The 18,220-nt window shown below is 48.9% G+C and carries 13 protein-coding genes, 1 pseudogene and 4 riboswitches; of the genes and pseudogenes, 2 read left to right on the top strand and 12 right to left on the bottom strand.

Annotated elements, in window-relative coordinates; translation table 11 throughout:
* Positions 1-86: 86 nt before the first annotated feature.
* From Q4G98_RS02660 to Q4G98_RS02630, 6 genes and pseudogenes are all read right to left on the bottom strand, one after another.
* Entirely contained in the window at positions 87-1,022 is a 936-nt protein-coding gene (locus Q4G98_RS02660) for an ABC transporter ATP-binding protein (RefSeq protein ID WP_298563760.1), read from the bottom strand.
* A 73-nt stretch (positions 1,023-1,095) separates the two neighbouring features.
* Positions 1,096-1,887 carry an ABC transporter ATP-binding protein gene (locus Q4G98_RS02655; RefSeq protein WP_301961826.1) on the bottom strand — a complete coding sequence of 264 codons (792 nt, stop codon included), beginning with the start codon at positions 1,885-1,887 and terminating at the stop codon, positions 1,096-1,098.
* A 24-nt stretch (positions 1,888-1,911) separates the two neighbouring features.
* Positions 1,912-3,453 (bottom strand): ABC transporter substrate-binding protein, encoded by a 1,542-nt coding sequence (locus Q4G98_RS02650; protein ID WP_366916943.1) that lies wholly within the window; start codon positions 3,451-3,453, stop codon positions 1,912-1,914.
* Between the two features lie 94 nt (positions 3,454-3,547).
* Positions 3,548-4,382 (bottom strand): annotated as a pseudogene (gene nikC, locus Q4G98_RS02645) (nickel transporter permease).
* Position 4,383: 1 nt separating this feature from the next.
* Complete coding sequence (gene nikB / locus Q4G98_RS02635; RefSeq protein ID WP_366916942.1) at positions 4,384-5,328, bottom strand: nickel ABC transporter permease; 945 nt, start codon at positions 5,326-5,328, stop codon at positions 4,384-4,386.
* A 140-nt stretch (positions 5,329-5,468) separates the two neighbouring features.
* A riboswitch (cobalamin riboswitch) is annotated at positions 5,469-5,594 on the bottom strand.
* A gap of 54 nt (positions 5,595-5,648) precedes the next feature.
* The gene (locus tag Q4G98_RS02630) at positions 5,649-6,959 is read right to left on the bottom strand and encodes an MATE family efflux transporter (protein ID WP_298562618.1); all 1,311 of its coding nucleotides are present in this window, start codon (positions 6,957-6,959) and stop codon (positions 5,649-5,651) included.
* A 190-nt stretch (positions 6,960-7,149) separates the two neighbouring features.
* Here Q4G98_RS02630 and Q4G98_RS02625 point away from each other — a divergent pair, with 190 nt between their 5' ends.
* Positions 7,150-8,109, top strand: a complete 960-nt coding sequence (locus tag Q4G98_RS02625) for a M14 family metallopeptidase (RefSeq protein WP_301961823.1) — start codon at positions 7,150-7,152, stop codon at positions 8,107-8,109.
* A 69-nt stretch (positions 8,110-8,178) separates the two neighbouring features.
* Positions 8,179-8,269: riboswitch (NiCo riboswitch) on the top strand.
* A gap of 68 nt (positions 8,270-8,337) precedes the next feature.
* Entirely contained in the window at positions 8,338-9,240 is a 903-nt protein-coding gene (locus tag Q4G98_RS02620; RefSeq protein WP_301961822.1) for a cation diffusion facilitator family transporter, read from the top strand.
* A gap of 535 nt (positions 9,241-9,775) precedes the next feature.
* Positions 9,776-9,921, bottom strand: a riboswitch (cobalamin riboswitch).
* Positions 9,922-10,093: 172 nt separating this feature from the next.
* Here the strand turns inward: Q4G98_RS02620 and Q4G98_RS02615 are convergent.
* The 6 genes from Q4G98_RS02615 to Q4G98_RS02590 form a co-directional block, all read right to left on the bottom strand.
* Positions 10,094-10,453 (bottom strand): hypothetical protein, encoded by a 360-nt coding sequence (locus Q4G98_RS02615; RefSeq protein WP_298562615.1) that lies wholly within the window; start codon positions 10,451-10,453, stop codon positions 10,094-10,096.
* A 15-nt stretch (positions 10,454-10,468) separates the two neighbouring features.
* On the bottom strand, positions 10,469-10,762 hold the full coding sequence (locus Q4G98_RS02610; RefSeq protein WP_293661860.1) for a hypothetical protein: 294 nt from the start codon (positions 10,760-10,762) through the stop codon (positions 10,469-10,471).
* A 65-nt stretch (positions 10,763-10,827) separates the two neighbouring features.
* Positions 10,828-12,009, bottom strand: a complete 1,182-nt coding sequence (meaB, locus tag Q4G98_RS02605) for a methylmalonyl Co-A mutase-associated GTPase MeaB (RefSeq protein ID WP_293661858.1) — start codon at positions 12,007-12,009, stop codon at positions 10,828-10,830.
* Positions 12,010-12,012: 3 nt separating this feature from the next.
* Positions 12,013-14,199 (bottom strand): methylmalonyl-CoA mutase, encoded by a 2,187-nt coding sequence (gene scpA / locus Q4G98_RS02600; RefSeq protein WP_298562613.1) that lies wholly within the window; start codon positions 14,197-14,199, stop codon positions 12,013-12,015.
* A gap of 2 nt (positions 14,200-14,201) precedes the next feature.
* Positions 14,202-16,391 carry a methylmalonyl-CoA mutase family protein gene (locus Q4G98_RS02595; protein WP_301961821.1) on the bottom strand — a complete coding sequence of 730 codons (2,190 nt, stop codon included), beginning with the start codon at positions 16,389-16,391 and terminating at the stop codon, positions 14,202-14,204.
* A gap of 486 nt (positions 16,392-16,877) precedes the next feature.
* Positions 16,878-17,054, bottom strand: a riboswitch (cobalamin riboswitch).
* 131 nt (positions 17,055-17,185) lie between these two features.
* Positions 17,186-18,217, bottom strand: a complete 1,032-nt coding sequence (locus Q4G98_RS02590; protein ID WP_298562609.1) for an AbrB family transcriptional regulator — start codon at positions 18,215-18,217, stop codon at positions 17,186-17,188.
* Between the last annotated feature and the right edge of the window lie 3 nt (positions 18,218-18,220).

The raw sequence follows: 18,220 nt of genomic DNA, 5'->3' as shown, positions 1-18,220 counted from the left end.
TCAAAATATCGACACATAAGCAATCGTTCACACAATAACCAGTTTATATTGCAGTAACCGGCAAGATTACTGCAATATAAAAAATTTTACTTTACAAAATGACAGGCCACAAAATGCCCTTCATGCATCTCACGCAATTCAGGTTTCACCTCGCGGCACACAGCCTGACACAAATCGCAGCGGCTTTGAAACGGACAGCCCTGCGGCAGGTCCAGCGGGCTGGGAATATCGCCTTCTAAAGGCTGGATCTTTTCGCCCGCTTTAAAATCGACTTTAAAAATCGACTTGATCAAAGCCTTAGTGTACGGATGTGCACTGCCCGTCGATAAACGGCAGCCTTCCAGACGTTCGACCACGTTCCCAAGATACATGACGGCGACCTGATGGCTCATCAGATCGACCAGACCGATATCGTGACAGATGAAAAGATACGTAATACCTTTTTCCTTCTGCAGACGCACCAGCAGCTCACAGATTTTTTCCTGTACAGAAACATCCAAAGCAGAAGTAGCTTCGTCGCAGACAATGATCTGAGGTTCCAGCGAAAGTGCACGGGCGATGCCCAAACGCTGACGCTGGCCGCCGCTCATACTGTGCGGATACCTGCCCTTGAACTCCGCAGGCAGCTCTACCATTTGTAAAAGTTCAGCTGCTTTGGCATCAATCTCGGATTTTTTCAGCAGACCAAAATTGAGCAAAGGTTCACACAAAATATCCTTGACGCGCATCTTGGGATTAAAGGCAGCCGAGGGATCCTGAAAGACCATTTGCAGATTACGGCGATTCTGCCGCAAAGCCTCGCCTTTCAATTTCAGAATATCCTGATCATTAAAAATTACCTCACCTGCGGTAGCCGGATGGATCTGCAGGATCGTTCTGACCAGAGTACTTTTGCCGCAGCCGCTTTCGCCAATGATCCCCAGCGTCTGACCTTTATAAGCACGCAGGCTGACATTATCACAGGCTGTCAGTACTTGCCCTCCGTCAACCGGGAATTTTTTAGTCAGATTTTTAATTTCCATAATTACTTCCGCCGGTGCTGCAACACCGTCATGGGCACAATTGCAATTTTCATGCGGGTGTAATCTTACGTTTTCAGGCATAATAACGCTTACCTCCCACAACAGGAACCGCAGCCAGCAGTTCCTTAGTATATTCATGCTGCGGATCACCGATGATCTTTTCACGAGGGCCGCTTTCAACCACCCTGCCGTTCTGCATGACTATAATCTTATTCGACATATACGACGCTACGCCCAGATTATGCGTCACGATGATCACAGCGGCATTATATTCGTTGCGCACGTCAACGATCTGCCTGATGATCTGCGCCTGGGTCGTAACATCCAGCGCACTGGTCGGCTCGTCGGCTAAAAGCAGCTTGGGACTGAAGGTCATCGCCATAGCGATGCCGACGCGCTGACGCATACCGCCCGATAATTCAAACGGATAACTGCGCATCACAACATCAGGATTCGGCAGGCGCACGTCTGCCAGCATTTTTACCGCCGTTTGATAGGCCTCCTGTTTGGAAGTCTGCGGTGCATGGGTCAGTATGTACGCAATAAACTGCTCGCCGATCCTTCTGATAGGATTGATCATATTGCCGCTGTCCTGAAAAATCATGGAAATTTCCGTACCGCACATCTCGCGCCACTGCTGCGGCGTATTTGCAAGCAAGTCTTTGCCGTCAAACATGATCCCGCCGCCGCTGACACGGCCATTACCGGGCAGGCAGCCCATGATCGCACGGATAACGGTAGTTTTGCCGCTGCCGCTTTCACCGACGATAGATAAGATCTCGCCTTTTTCCAATTCGATATTGGCACCGGCTACTGTGGCTTTACTGCCGTAGCTGATGTCCAAATCTGTAACTTTTAAAAGCATTACAGTGTCCCTTCTTCCCGCTGATTATTTCTGAGCAGGCTTAATATCCTTAGTCAGCCAGTAATAATCAGCAGGTTTGATATCTGCGTTTTGAATGGAAGTATTGCTGACCATATTAGTTTTAGGATAACCGAAATACAAGGCAGCCGCATCGTTCAGCAGGATCTGCTGCATAGCTATCATCAGCTCACGGCGTTTAGCCGGGTCGAATTCGACAGCCAGCCTGTCGCTGAGCGCATCATATTCAGGATTGCTGTAACCGGTAGAGTTTTGGGGCTGACTGCCATTGACATTAGTTTTCCAGTACCAGTTCAAATATACTTCCGGGTCGCCGCTGTTAGCAGTCAGGATATTGGAAATGCATAAATCGAACTCACCGCGCTGGCGCATCGGATCAAGCACATTATAATCAACATTTTTCATATTGACCTTGATACCGATCTTCTTCGCATCAGCCTGAGTTGCTTCCGCATACAAAGGCAGTTCGGCCCGGCCGCTGTAATACACGAAGTCGATAGCCAGCGGTTTGCCGTCCTTATCTACGATACCGTCGCCGTCTGTATCCTTCCAGCCCGCATCAGCCAGCAATTTTTTAGCGCGTTCCACATTATAGGTATTAGGATCTTTCAGCTGATCAAAACCGTAATCCAGGGAAGGCGGAACCGGCGCCTTACCGGGGATAAAAGTATCCTTCAGTAAAACTTTGTTATAGGTCTCACGATCCAAACAACTGATCAGAGCTTCGCGTACGCGAATGTCATGCAGCGGGTGCCCTTCATTCATATTGATCTGTGCCAAAACTGTACGCAGGGAAGCGATCTCGGAAATATTGAACTTGTCTTTTTTGTTAAACAGCGACAGATCACCCGCGGCAATATTGATCGCCATATCGATCTCACCGGACTGCAGCGCCATAGCACGGGTATTAGGATCGTCGATAGTAGGGATCTCGACATGTTTAAATGGCACTTCACCATCCCAATAATTGGGGTTAGCTTCCATTACCGCTTTAGCCTTGCTGTATTCCTTCACCACATACGGACCGGTGCAAATAGGCCCCTGCTTAGCATAATCACGATCTTTGACACTGGTATCGATGACTATAAAGAGCGGATCTGCCAGCATCCCCGGCAACGAAGGTACCGGCTTAGTGGTTTTGATGATCAGGTTCTGGCCGTCGGCCGAGATCTCGCTGTATTCAAAAAATGTCTTTGCACGATTGGATTTTGCAAAAACACGTTCCAACGAACTTTTTACCGCTTCGGCAGTTACCTTATTGCCATTGGAAAATTTAGCTTTATCATTGATCTTAAAAGTCCAGGTCAGCTTATCATCGCCGATTTTCCAGCTTTCCGCAATCCACGGGGTAGAGTTCATTTTATCGTCAAATTTGGCCAGACATTCGCCCAGGCCATAACGCATAACGACCCAACTGAAAAAGTTATCTGTCGGTTCCAGATTATCGGCAAAATTAGTAACGCCGAATTTCAAAGTATCCTTCGCCGCGGCAGCTTTTTTATCACCACCGCCGCAGCCGGCAGCTGCCAGTGCCAGCAGTCCGATCATTGCGGCTGCTGCTGTAAATTTAATACTTTTGTTCATAATACATCTCCCTTTCAAACTCGTTTGTATATAATAAAATTTTACCTAACCACCATCATCAGTCTTCCTGCCGCGGATCAAGCACGTCGCGCAGGCTGTCGCCCCAAAGGTTAAAAATCACAACAGTGACAAAAATAGCCAGACCCGGGAAAATCATCAGCCAGGGCGCAGTCTGCAGCTGTTGCCGGCCCTCGTTCAGCATCAGGCCCCATTCCGGCGCCGGCGGCTGCGAGCCAAAGCCCAAAAACGACAACCCGGCCAGCTCCATCATCATAGCGCCAATATCAGCCGCAGCCGTAATGACCATCAGCGGCAGGATATTCGGCACGATATGCTGCCAAAGGATGTGCGCCGGTTTACCGCCATTTACTATCGCCGCCTCCACAAAGTCACGTTTTTTGATCTTCAGCACCATGCTGCGGGCCAGCCTGGCATATTTAGTCCAGCTGACAACAGTCAGCGCAATGACCGCGTTGACCAGGCTGCCGCCCAGTATCCCTGCAATAGCTATCGCCAGGATCATACCCGGAAAAGAGATCATCATGTCGGAAATACGCATGATCACCGCATCGACCTTGCCGCCGTAATAACCGGAAATAATTCCTAAAGAAGTACCGACAAAAAATATCACCGCAACCAAAAGCAAGACTCCGCTCAAAGAATAACGGGCGCCGTACAAAATACGGCTGAACACATCGCGCCCCAGCTTGTCAGTACCAAAGATATGCTCGGCACAAGGGGACAGACAGATAAGCGTTCTTCATCGTCGCTTCCACAGGATCATAAGGCGAAAACAGCGGCGCAGCTACGGCAATCAAAAACAGCGCCAGCACCAGCAGGCTGGAAACAGCAAATTGCCTATTCATTTTTAAACCATTGATAAGATTTTCCATATTACTTGCCTGCCTTTCTTAAGCGTGGATCAAAATAATTATAGGAAATATCTACCAACAGATTGATCACCATATACATCAGCGCTATCCAAAGCACAACGCCCTGCACCAGCTGAAAATCACGATATGTGATAGCCTCGACAGCCAAACGGCCCAATCCCGGCCACTGAAAAACTATTTCGATAACAGCCGCCCCGCCTAAAAGGGAACCCAATGATAACCCCAGCAGCGTCATTAGCGGCAGCATCGCGTTCGGCAGCACCTCTTGCCAAAGGATATAGCTCTCACTCATGCCTCTGGCTCTGGCACCGACAACGTAATCCTGATGTAATTCCTCAAGAACAGTTGCCCGCACCTGCCGCGTATATTTAGCCGCCATTGCTATTCCCAGCGTCACCGCTGGTAAAATGATCGTCTCCAGGCTTACCCTGCCGCCTACTATCGGCAGCCAGCCCAGCTGTAAGCCAAAAATCCACAGCAGCATCAGGCCCATCCAAAAGTTAGGAACTGAAACACCGAAAAAAGTAAGACCTCTGACAAAATAATCAAAGCAGCTGTTACGCTTAACCGCCGAATAAATGCCCAGAGGCAGCGATACTACCAGCATAAACAGCAGCGAAGCCACAGCAAGATAGATCGTCGCCGGCAAACAATGCATCAGTTCTTCAACAACAGGCTTTTTGACCATATAGGAAAAGCCCAGGTTCCCCTGCACAGCACGCCCCAGCCAATCCAGATACTGGAAAATAAACGGTTTGTCCAAACCAAGCTCATGCCGCAGCGCTTCTATCTCCGCCTGACTGACCATAATGTCCTCATTACCGGCGATCATCTGCCGGACCGGATCACCGGGCGACAGCATCACCAAAGCAAAAGTCAAAAAGCTGATCCCTAAAAGCACCAGCAGGATCTGTCCAAGCCTGCTCCAAATCTGTTTGTTTTTCAATGCTTCCCATCTCCTCACAAAAAAATCTCCTGCAGCCATGAACCACGGATGCAGGAGATCATAAAATTTTTGCACAGCGGAATAATTATACTACTCCATCTATACAATTTTTAAGAACTAACTGCTGATCCGTCACCCGCGGATATGGCAATACCAAAGGCTGCGATCTGACTTACGCAATATGCGCTTACAGTGGCGTGACCGTGCCGGATTTACACCGGACTTCCCTGATTTAACCTTGCGGCACCTTTGATAAAATTATTAACTTATAACAATATTAACACAAAGTATATACTTAGTAAACACTTTTAAATAACTTTTTAAATCTTTTTTCTAAGTTTTTTCAATGATAAAAATAATATTAAAGATTGAGTACCAACAAATAAAAGATATGACAGCCATAAGCCATCATTGCCGTATAAAGGCACCAACAGCCGTTCCGCAGGCCAAAATACAGCCAGTGCAGCCATCATCATATTGCGTACCGGAGCTGTATAGGTAGCGCCGGTAAACATACCGTAAAGCGCCAGGCCAATACCGGCTATCAGAGGATAAAGCAGCACATAATATCTGTAAGCCCCGGCTAATGCCGCTACCTCGGAAATATCTGTAAAACACCTGATCCAGAACATACCGCTGGCGCCAAAGCCTGCCATCAGCACCACAACCAGTACGAACAGCCATTTATAAGTCATCCGCAAGGTCTGCCAGAATAAATCCCTGTTTTTCTGGCCCAGAGCCCGCCCTGAAAAAATCGCCGCGCCGTTGGCCATGCCGTCGACCAGATAGGACATGATGTCCTTCAGCTGAAACAGTACCGCATTGGCTGCCAGCACCACAGTCCCCAAAGCCGCGCCGGCAGCAGCAATGATATTATTCGCCGTCAGCAGGCAGGCTGTGCGGATCATCAGATTAGCGTTCACCGAAAGCATCTTTAACAAACTCCCTGGCTCGATAACTTTTTTATAATCAAAATGCCTATAGTCAAAATCGCCATAAACATACATCAGCCAGCAGCCAACAACAGCGCCGTATAGCTGGCTCAGAAGCGTCGCCCAGGCAACTCCCTCAATATGGAAATGCAGCCCGAAAACAAACCACATACTTAAAGCCATATTCAAAACATTACTGGAAACCTGCATAAACACCGAAGCCCGCACCCTCGTCTGCCCCATCAGCCAGCCCAGCGACACATAATTAAACAACACCAGCGGTGCGCCCCAGATCAGAATATCATAATAAGCCGTACACAGCGCCGCCACATCGGCAGCAGGTGCAACCAAAGCCAAATAAGCGGACAGGATCGGTTTCTGCAAAAGAATGCAGCCGCAGCTGACAAGCACCGCAATAAACAGCGGCCGCAGAAAAGCCAGCAGGCTTTCTTCCCTGACCCCGGAACCAAGAGCCTGAGCCGCATAACCGGAAGTACTGACCCGCAGAAAGCCAAAAAACCAGTAAATATTGTTGAAAAGGATCGCCCCCAAGGCTACAGCAGCTATATACTTGGGATCAGGCAGCTGTCCCATCACAGCAGTATTAACAGCCCCCATCAAAGGCTGCGTCATTGTCGAAAGCATAAAAGGGATCGTGAGCCCCAAATATTCCCTGTTTGTCAAAACCTCTGTCCGCACCGCTGCAATCCCCTTCACTGATATGGTTTAGCATTTTGTCTGTCATTCTAAAACACTCTTAAATTTAATTGATAACAGCTATTGTATGAACATATTATCATATGTTATACTGATTAGCAAGAATAAAATTAAAATAATCGTATCAAAATTTACAAAATTAAATTTATCTTAAAATAAAGGAGTTGTAACCATGTCAGATAAGGTAAACATCTGCGGCCTGGAAGCTGGCCGCGGGCAAAAATCACGTACTTTCCTCTCTGTTCCCGGCACCGCCTGCCATATGCCTGTCACCATTATCAATGGACAAGGCGACGGACCGACACTGCTGATCACTGCCGGCATCCACGGCGGTGAATATCCTGGCATTGCCGCAGCCATCGAACTGGCTCGTGATTTGGAACCACAAAACATCAGCGGCTGCCTGATCATCATCCATCCTGTCAATACACCCAGCTTCTGGGCGCGCAGCGCCTTTATCGTCCCTGAAGACGGCAAAAACCTCAACCGTGAATTTCCCGGCGCTGCAGGCGGCACGCTGTCACAAAAAATAGCTCATGTTTTAAGTCAAAAATTTTTCCCGCAGGCAGATTTTTATATAGATCTTCACAGCGGGGACATCCATGAAGAACTATATCCTTACGTCTATTATCCAGGTCTGCCCAACGAAGAAACAGCAGCAGCAGCCCGATCTGTGGCCCAGGTGCTGGACGTGGAATATATGGTGCGTTCCACAGCCACCAGCGGCGCCTACAACTATGCCGCCATCTCAGGCCTGCCTTCGCTGCTTATCGAACGTGGCGGTGCCGGGCTGTGCCTGCGCGAAGATATAGAAGCCTATAAAAAAGACATTCTCAACATCATGCGCCAGCTCGCCCTCCTGCCGGAGCCGCCGCAGCCACGCCGGCACACGCCCCGCGACCTGACCAACGTCATCTATCTGGAAAATACCGACCAGGGCTGCTGGCTGCCCAACTTCCGCAGCGGCGCTAAAATCACCAAAGGCGACCGGCTGGGTATTTTAACCGACCTTTTCGGCAGCACTATTGCCACCTATCAGGCAGAGCAGGACGGTATTATCCTTTATCAATGCGCCTCACTGGCAGTGCCAGCAGGCAACGTGCTGCTGGCTTACGGCAAGCCGGCCGAATAAATTTTACACTTGACAAAGCCGCAGCTAACCAATTACAATCAAAATAATCTCTTTGCACTGCATATCGCTACAGTACAAACTGAACAGGCGGTAAACCTTTGGTTTTAGCGGCCGGGCCCTCAGGGCAGCAGATAGATCAGCAAACATCTGCGGGACAGTAAGTAGTTCCGCAGGTGTTTTTATTATACCTGGGCCGCTGCAAGAGTAACACCGGGGAGGTTATCCACCATGCAAGATAAAATTGCCCAGGCCGAACGTCTGGCCATGCAGGTCTCCATCAACAGCATCATCGTCAATCTCATCCTTTCCGTCGGCAAACTGGCCGCAGGCATCCTGGCCAATTCTGCCGCCATGATCTCCGACGCTATCCACTCAGCCTCCGATGTTTTCAGCACCTTTATCGTTATGGCCGGCGTCAAAATCTCCAACAAAGCCTCCGACGCCGAGCACCAGTACGGACACGAACGGCTGGAATGTGTCGCCGCTATCATTCTGGCCATCGTCCTGGCCCTCACCGGCCTGGGCATAGGTTATGCCGGGCTGGAAAAAATACTCCATGCCTCCGCCGATGATCTCAAAATCCCCGGCAGTCTGGCGCTGGCCGCCGCTGTTATTTCCATAGCCGTCAAAGAAGGTATGTTCTGGTACACTAAAAAAGCAGCGCTCAAGATCAACTCCGGCGCCCTGATGGCCGACGCCTGGCACCACCGCAGCGACGCTCTTTCTTCCGTAGGCAGCTTCATCGGTATTCTGGGCGCCCGCATGGGGTATCCTATTTTAGACCCCCTCGCCAGCGTCGTCATCTGCCTGATGATCGTTTACGCCGCCTACGAAATTTTTAAAGACGCCATCGATAAAATGGTCGACCGCTCCTGCGACGAAGCGACGATCAACACCATGACGGCCCTGATCAAGGCGCAAAAAGGCGTTGACCACATCGACGTACTGCAGACACGCAAATTCGGCTGCCGCATCTATGTCGATGTAGAAGTAAGCGCCGACGATAACCTGACCTTGCTGGAAGCGCATACCATCGCCGAAAATATCCATAAAGCGATCGAAAGTAACTTTGCAGACGTCAAGCACTGCATGGTCCACGTCAATCCGTGCAGCGAAGTACATCACGACTGAATATAAAACATATCGTATTTACCATTAACTCATCATTCCTTTTCTGATATAGTGACTTGAACAATTACTATTCTAAAAGGAATGATGAATTTTTGTTTAATAATCTATGCAAATTTTCATAACGAGTCGTTATTTCTTTCAAGTGCTTTAATTTAATTATCAAATTAAAGCACTTGAAACAGTATAAATACATAAAGAAAAAACCATCACTGAAACAGTGATGGTTTTGGCAGGCGCACCCCTACGCCTGCCAACGAAGGAGGAGAGAAAGGATTTTCAATTCTTTAACAAGGCCTTGAAAACAGCAAATAAACCAGAATATATCTGCCGGACAGAGTGAAAATGTGTCCGGCATCTTTACTCTGTACAACAATCAATATTTCGACCAACAAGAATAAATGACAATCATAAGAAAAAGACCGTCTCCTCAAGGCAAGAAGACGGTCAAATGTTATCAGTCAAAGCGATTCTGCCACTCTCACATAAACAGAACCTCAGTGGTTAAAAACATCTCCTTCCTGTCTCTCGCAGGTCAAGCAGTGATGCTTATACAGGCTGTTGTCCGGCTTCAGATATTACCCCGGCTTGTGCGGGGACTGACCTGTAACGGTGACGGGATCGCATCGGATTTGCACCGATCGACATTTAAGTTCATAGAACACCCATATGAAATATTGATTTGTTGTATTAATTATAACCATTACTAATTATCCTGTCAATACTTCTAGGAGGATTTTTTCAAAATATTTTTTGCGTTATTTAGTGCTAATAAGTAATTCTCTTCCGTATTTCAATAATAAAGAAATAAAAAACACGCTTATCTCTCTGTAAAGAAGAGAAATAAGCGTATTTTTTAATAGGCGTCAACTCCGCCGCGTCCGCCGCCGACGATGCGTACATTATCTACGGCAAAAGCTGCCTTAATCTGGGGCAGCCAGCGGCTGACCAGAATCGTCCGTACTTTTTCATCTCCCGTCAGCATGATCATAGCTTTGCCGCTGACATTGATGTTTTCAAGGCTGTTGATATATTTTTCAAAATCGAACTCGCCCATTTCTGCTTTCAACGCCTGCAGACCGGGCAGTAAGGCAGGTTTTTCACTGACTGCACGCTGCTCAAATTTGACAAATGTTTCTGTCCTCAGGCTGTTATTGGGTGCATAGACGAATTCTTCTTCCAGTTTTCCGCCTACGCCTGTAAAATCTTCACTCATATCTTTTCACCTCTTTTATTTTTTGGTAAGCAGTGAATCTAAAAGTAAAAGGATATTATTGCCTATGGCAGCGTAGAATTTAATGTTTTCTTTATCATCAACGCTCCACGCAACGTGCATGGCGCTGGTTTTATTCGAGTATAAGCGTTTAAATTCGTCCAGCATCTCTTTGGGCAATTTAACATATAACATCATATTATATTGTTGGAATTTTTCATCCACAAGAATATAGTGAGAGTCAAGAATCTCCAAACCATAGCGTTTTTCGATCAGTTCGATCAGACTTTTAACGGCCGGATTATCATTCATAGCTGCAGCCCCCTTATAAAGATGGACGCGGCCCATAGAAGGCCGCGCCTCAATGGCAAGTAAAATTATTTGATTTCAAAAGGCGAGCTGTCGTTGACGTTAACGCCGCTCAGCTCGGCAGCGGCAAATTTTTTGATAAGATCCTGAACCGCCATGGTGGCAGAAATTTTGCCGCCAATGACTTCGTGTTCGATTTCTTCTCTGCAGTTAACGATGGCAGGCGAACGATAGAACAAATTATGCAGATGTTCTTCGACCATCGTATAGACCCAGGAAAGCGTCTGCTGTTTTCTGCGTTCAGCCAGCACACCGTTTTCCCAGCCCTGCTTCATGAAAGCCTCGATAACATCATGCCACAGTTCCATGATCCCTGCGCCTGTATACGCCGAACAGGTGAAGGCATGAGTGGTCCAGTGTTCGGTAGCCTGGCGTAAAAATTGCAGGATACGCTCATACTCCGCTCTTGTGACCATGGCTCTTTGCTTGTTATCACCATCGGCTTTATTGACGACGATCGCATCGGCGAGTTCCATGACGCCTTTTTTCATCCCCTGCAATTCGTCACCGGCGCCGGTAAGTACTACCAACAGGAAAAAATCTACCATCGAGCGTACCGTTGTTTCACTCTGACCTACGCCGACAGTTTCAACCAAAATAGTATCGTAGCCGGCAGCTTCACACAAAAGCAGCGTTTCACGGCTTTTGCGGGTCAAACCGCCCAGTGTACCGCCTGAAGGCGACGGCCTGACAAAGGCGTTGGGCTCGCGTGATAACTGTTCCATACGCGTTTTATCGCCCAAAATACTGCCTTTGGTGACGGTGCTGGACGGATCGACCGCCAGTACCGCTACTTTATGCCCGCTGCGGCAGAGATTGGTGCCCAGTGCTTCGATAAAAGTTGATTTACCGGCACCGGGTACGCCTGTGATGCCTACACGGGTGGATTTACCTGTATAGGGCAGCAGCTTTTGAATGACCTGCTGAGCCGTTTCAAAATGGGCTGCGGCGTTGCTTTCAACAAGGGTGATGGCGCGCGAAAGGATCGCGCGGTCACACTTGAGTACACCGTCCACATAATCATCTACCGTCAGTTTACGACGTTTGATGGTCGGGGCTACTTTATCTTTTTTGTCTACAGTTACACCAGGAGTTCCTTCATGACCGCCTGTCACACCGTACATCACCCGGCAGGCAAATTTATCGTTGTCTTCTTCCGGCACCCACGAAGGTTTATAAGTATCTGTCATGGCTTAATCCGCCAGGCGTTTGTTCAGCTCTTCCAGTACTTTTTTAGCGCAGACAGGTATAATGGTGCCGGGTCCAAAGATAGCTGCTGCACCGTGTTCGTAGAGATAATCATAGTCCTGGGCAGGGATTACGCCGCCGATTACGACCATGATGTCCTCACGTCCGCGTTTTTTGAGTTCTTCAACAAGCTGCGGCATCAGTGTTTTATGACCTGCTGCCAGCGAGCTCATGCCGACGATATGTACGTCGTTGTCTACCGCGTCTTGTGCGGCTTCTTCCGGGGTTTGGAACAGAGGGCCGATATCTACGTCGTAGCCCATATCTGCGAAGGCGGTGGAAATAACTTTCGCGCCGCGGTCATGTCCGTCCTGACCCATTTTCGCAATATAGATACGTGGGCGGCGGCCTTCGCGCTGTTCAAAGTCGTCCGTCATCTGACGTACTTCTTTGATAACGTCCTCATCGGCAAATTCACTGCTGTAAACGCCGGAGATGGAACGGATGATAGCTTTATGACGGCCGCAGACTTTTTCGACCGCATCAGAGATCTCGCCTTTGGAAGCACGGGCACGGGCTGCGTTAACTGCCAGTTCCAGCAGATTGCCTTCGCCGGTTTCCATGGAATGGGTGATAGCGTCGAGACAACGGCGCACTTCATCATTGTCACGGTTAGCGCGCAGTTTTTTAAGGCGTTCGATCTGAGCCAGACGTACCGCAGTATTGTCGACTTCCAGAATATCCAAGGGATCCTCTTTTTCCAGACGGTAATCGTTGACGCCGACGATCTTTTCAGCGCCGGAGTCGATATGCGCCTGACGCCGGGCCGCAGCTTCTTCGATACGCATTTTCGGCAGACCGGTGTCGATAGCTTTGGACATACCGCCCAACTGTTCGATTTCCTGGATATGCGCCCAGGCTTTCTGAATCAGCTGATTGGTGAGTGCTTCTACATAATAGGAGCCGCCCCACGGATCGATAACTTTGCAGACTTTGGTTTCGTCCTGAATGTACAGCTGGGTATTACGCGCGATACGGGCCGAGAAGTCGGTCGGCAAGGCGATAGCTTCGTCCAGTGCGTTGGTATGCAGGGACTGGGTATGACCCAGGGCTGCTGCCATTGCTTCAATACAGGTACGGGTGATATTGTTGAATGGGTCCTGCTCGGTAAGGCTCCAGCCAGAGGTTTGCGAATGCGTACGCAAAGCCATGGATTTGGTTTTTTTCGGGCCGAAGGAATTAACGATCTTGGCCCACAGCATCCGGCCGGCACGCATTTTAGCGATTTCCATGAAATAGTTTTTGCCCATTGCCCAGAAGAAGGACAGACGCGGCGCAAACTGGTCAATAGTAAGACCATGTTCCGTACCTGTACGCAGGTATTCCAGCCCATCAGCCAGTGTATAGCCAAGCTCGATGTCGGCGGTGGCGCCGGCTTCCTGCATATGGTAGCCGGAAATGGAGATGCTGTTGAATTTAGGCATATAAGCCGAGGTATATTCAAAAATATCGCCGATGATCCGCATGGAGGCGGTAGGCGGATAGATGTAGGTGTTGCGGACCATGAATTCTTTCAGAATATCATTTTGGATCGTACCGGCCATAACCGATTTATCTACGCCCTGTTCTTCGCCGGCCAGGATATAAAAGGCCAGTACCGGCAGTACGGCGCCGTTCATGGTCATGGATACGGACATTTGATCCAGCGGGATACCAGAGAAAAGGATCTCCATATCCAGAATGGAGTCAACGGCAACGCCTGCTTTACCTACGTCGCCGACAACGCGCGGATGGTCGGAGTCATAGCCGCGGTGAGTTGCAAGGTCGAAGGCGATGGAGAGGCCTTTTTGGCCTGCTGCCAGGTTACGGCGATAGAAAGCATTGGATTCTTCTGCCGTGGAGAAACCGGCATATTGACGTACGGTCCAGGGTTTAGTTACGTACATCGTGGAGTATGGTCCGCGCAGGAACGGCGGGATACCTGCCATGTACTGCAGATGGTTGCAGTCTTTATAAGCATTGACGTCATATAAAGGAGCTACATTGATTTGTTCCATAGTACGGTAAAAATTTTCTTCAAAGGATTTACCGGTTTCAGCTTTTAATTTTTCCTTCCAGGCGGCAAACTCGGCGTCGCCTTGTGTTGGTGCCTGCTGAAAGGGAATTTGACTAAAATCAGGAATTCTGGACATTATCAGAACATCCCCCTTTCTTTTTGCATACGGAGCAGGGTTTCATAGCAGTTGGATTTAACGCTGATGTAATCATCCATACCTGCGGCATCACAGATTTCTTTCAGTTCTGCACTGGGAGCGCCCGCCAAAAAGACCTTCATAGCCGGATTAACTGCTTTGATGGCTTTGGTAACAGCCGGGGCAAGTTCCGGATAAGTAGCGTCTGTAGAGCAGACTATGGTAGCATCGGCACCGGACTCAAGAGCAGCTTTGACAGCTTCTTCTACAGTCGGGAACCCATTATTGGTCATGACTTCAAAGGCTGCGACCTGCATAAAAGAGGTAACAAAGTCGGCACGTGCTTTATGCTGCGGGATCGGACCCATGTTGGCCAGGAAAATTTTAACATTTTCGCCGGTTTTAGCAACAAAGCTTTCTGTGCGCATGCGCAGTTCTTCATAGCGTTCAGTCCAGCGGTGCGGAGCGATAGCTTCCACTTTTTCGCCCTGAGCGCTGCCGGTAAGGGCTGCTGAGATCTCGCCCATCGTCGCGCCAGCCAGCAATGCTTTTTCAGCATCAGCGATCAAGGAACCCAGTTCACTGGCATCACGTTTGCCAAGATCGCTGAGTACAGCTTCAACATAAGCGTTATCACGTACTTTGACGTTGACTTCCAAATCAGTTTTACGTGCTTTCAGGATTCCAGCGAAATCTACTTCAGGCACTTCCAAAAGTTCTTCGGTCATGTTAGGATACATGTTATTGCCAACCGCACGGTCTTTTCTGGTGGCGAGGTTTTTGAAACGGTCTTCCAGAATCTCTTTGATCGCAGCCTGTACTTTACCGCTTTCAAGTGCTGCCAGCAAGCCGCCATGGCTTTCGATCTCCTGGAATTTAGCCCAGGTTTTTTCCGTAAATTCTTCGGTCAGGGGTTCGATATACCAGCTGCCGCCGGAAGGATCGATCGGCTGAATAAAGTTGAATTCATGCTGCTCCATGATCTGGATATTACGGGCAATACGGCGTGAGAACACGTCGCTGGGGCGGATGCAATGGTCAAAGGGTTTGACATACATGCCGTCCATACCGCCGACAACGGCGGAGAAGGATTGAGTAGCCGCACGCAGCAGGTTTACATAAGGATCGTATTTAGTCTGGCAGAAGGTGGAAGTGCTGACATAAAGATTGATCTTTTGTGCTTCTTCGTCACCGCCGCAGCTTTTAACGATTTGTGCCCAAACCATTTTCAGGCTGCGCAGTTTGGCGATCTCCATAAAGAAATTGGCGCCGATGCTGAAATGGAAACGCAGGTGGCGGCAGAAGGCGTTGATGTCGATGCCGCGGCGTTCCATAGCGCGCATATAGGTTACTGCTTCGTTCATGGCGTAGGCTACTTCCTGAATGTCGTTAGCGCCGCCGTTGTGATAAACATCGGTATTGACTACTACTGTTCTCAGCTGCGGAGCATTTTTTTCAGCCCAGGCAATGCTGTGTGCCATTTCGTCATAATATTCGTCCAATGGACGAACTAATGCGCCATCCAAAGCAAGTTCCCCAATAGGATCGGCGGTGATAGCGCCATGCAGTTTGGTAAGGGGCAGGCTTTTTTTATCGCAGGCAGCAGCAACAGCTGCCAAAAGAGCGATATTGGAAGCGCCGGCGTAAATGTCGATCTCAAATTTTTCCAGATCGACGCCGTCGAGCAGTTTTTCTACGTCTGCCGCGGTAGCCAGGGAAACGCCGATGTCGGCAACGTCTTTTTCTTCTGCTTTGTCAGGGTCGCAGCCTTTACGGGTCGCGGTGTCTAAAGCGACGCTGGCAGCGGTGGTTCCTTTCAAGAGTTCGTATTTGACCATTTCATTGGCTTCGGCAGGAGTTTTGCCATCACATTCCTGGGCTATCGTCCAGACTTTATGGATGTACCCGCCGGCATTGGCACCACGCAGGTTGCTTTCCATACCGGGATAGGTTTTATTGTGGGTGATCTTTTCCTGATCCTCTAATCTGTAAATGGGATTCAGGGTGATGCCCTCATAAGTTTTGGTAAACATACTTTTTTCAAAAGAACCGCCTTTAAGAGCAGTAACTACTTCTTGCTTCCATTCCTCATAGGACGGCGGCGTAAATTCATCAAATGTCACTGGAGAAAAAGCTGTTTCTGAAGCTTCTTCCTTGTGAAGCTCTGCTGTAAGGTTTTTATCTTGTTCCATATACGGCATCCTTTCATTGATTATTTTCTGTGCCGGGGCAGTAAAACCATTCACCTCCTGTATTTTGCTTACTTACGTATCGCAGAGTGGTTCGAGTATCTCCTACCTAAACTGCATCTGTTAAGTGTCTCTTTTCCTAAAAAAATAAACCACCACTGTTTTTGTGATGGTTATTTTGCCGCGCACCCCTACGCAGGCAAAGGAAAAGAAGGTTCTTATACAAAAGAACTTGAGAATGGCAATAAACCTGACAGGGTGTTCCAGTCCTGTCACAAATAAATATATCCACTGATGGCTGACCTTAATCCCGAGGTCTAGCCATCACACTTCGACCTCAATGCGCGCGTAGGGCGCAGAAAAACAGAAAACCGTTTTCTTAAAATAATATTAAGAAAAACGGTCAGAAATTCATAGCAAAAGATTCGCACTTCGTATTTACCCAAAATACGAACTCTGCAGCATCTCCTCCCCGTCTCTCGCAGGTCAATCAGCGATGGTGGCTAAGGCAGTTCTTCTGACTCCGATTCACAGCTTCCTTCACCTTCCCAGTATTGCTACCAGTGGTATCTGAAGTTCGCTCCTCGTTACAGCGGCGGGACCGCGTCGGGATTACACCGACTTCTCTATTAAGCTCCGTAGAGCACCTTTAGCTTCCAATATTCATTTGATGTCTTAATTATATTTATTACTATTTCTTTTGTCAAGCCTTTTGGTAGATTTTTTTATCTATCATCTGCCATAAATAGTAAGGCCTCATACCCTGCTGCAATATACTGCAGGGTATGAGGCCGCTTTTATCCAGTTATTTTATTTTTAAAATACAGGTTAATGCCTAAGGGAACACAGATATTTAAAAACAGCAGCCGCACCAGCTGATAGGTGAGAATGATCGAAACATCTTCGCCCATACTCATGCCTGCCAGGCACATTTCCGCAATGCCGCCCGGAGCCATGGCCAGGAAGGCCGTGATCAGCGAAAAGCCATAACGATCCGACAGGGACCAGGCCACAACGACACTGACACCGATCATCAAAACAATGCCGCAAAAAATATACGGCATCAATTCTCTGGTGGCAGAAAGTTTTTTGGGCTCCAACATAACGCCCATATACAGGCCGATACTGACCTGTGCCGCCATCATCAGCAGATCAGGCACAGGCTGCAGGCTGCCCAAAAAGTACGAGCCGGCCGCGGTCGCCAGGATCGGTCCCAGCAAACGCGGGGTCGGTACATTGAACTTTGTGGCGAGAAAAGCGCCTAAAAAAGACAGCGGCAGCATGATCAGCCAATTGATTCCGCCAGTGGCCGCTACAGTGACGCCGCCCTGGATCACCTGGGCCCCCAGCCCATGGATCACCAGAAATGGCACGGCTACGATGACGCCTACCAGACGCAGGGTCTGCATGACGACAACGACATTGGCGTCGGCCCGCGGGTCGTCTTCTGACATCAGCATCATCTGCGTCAGTCCGCCAGGCATGATGCCCATGACGCAGCTGATCAGGTTGGCAGACGTATGCCGGGCAGTCCACCAGGCTATGACAACCGCAACGGCGACGGCGATCAGCGTAGCTTCCAGCACGCCGAAGGTCTGATGGGTCATTTTATCCCAGGTGTCAGCCGTAAAGTTACGGCCGATACCATAGCCGGCAACAAGCAGAGCCACTTCGCGCCAGTTTTTGGGCCAGGTGACAGACGAGCCTGCTACTTTACAGGCTACTGCTGCAAAAATACCGCCTAAAAGGTAGGGTATCGGCAGTTCCATTTTTAAAAACAGTGTTCCCAAACAAGCTGCCATGATAAACAGCAGCAAACGATTCAGCATATT

This window comes from uncultured Phascolarctobacterium sp. (genome assembly GCF_958349595.1).
Taxonomy (GTDB): domain Bacteria; phylum Bacillota; class Negativicutes; order Acidaminococcales; family Acidaminococcaceae; genus Phascolarctobacterium.
Note: the sequence above shows the minus strand (reverse complement) of the source record. Positions and strands in the feature narration are given on the sequence as shown.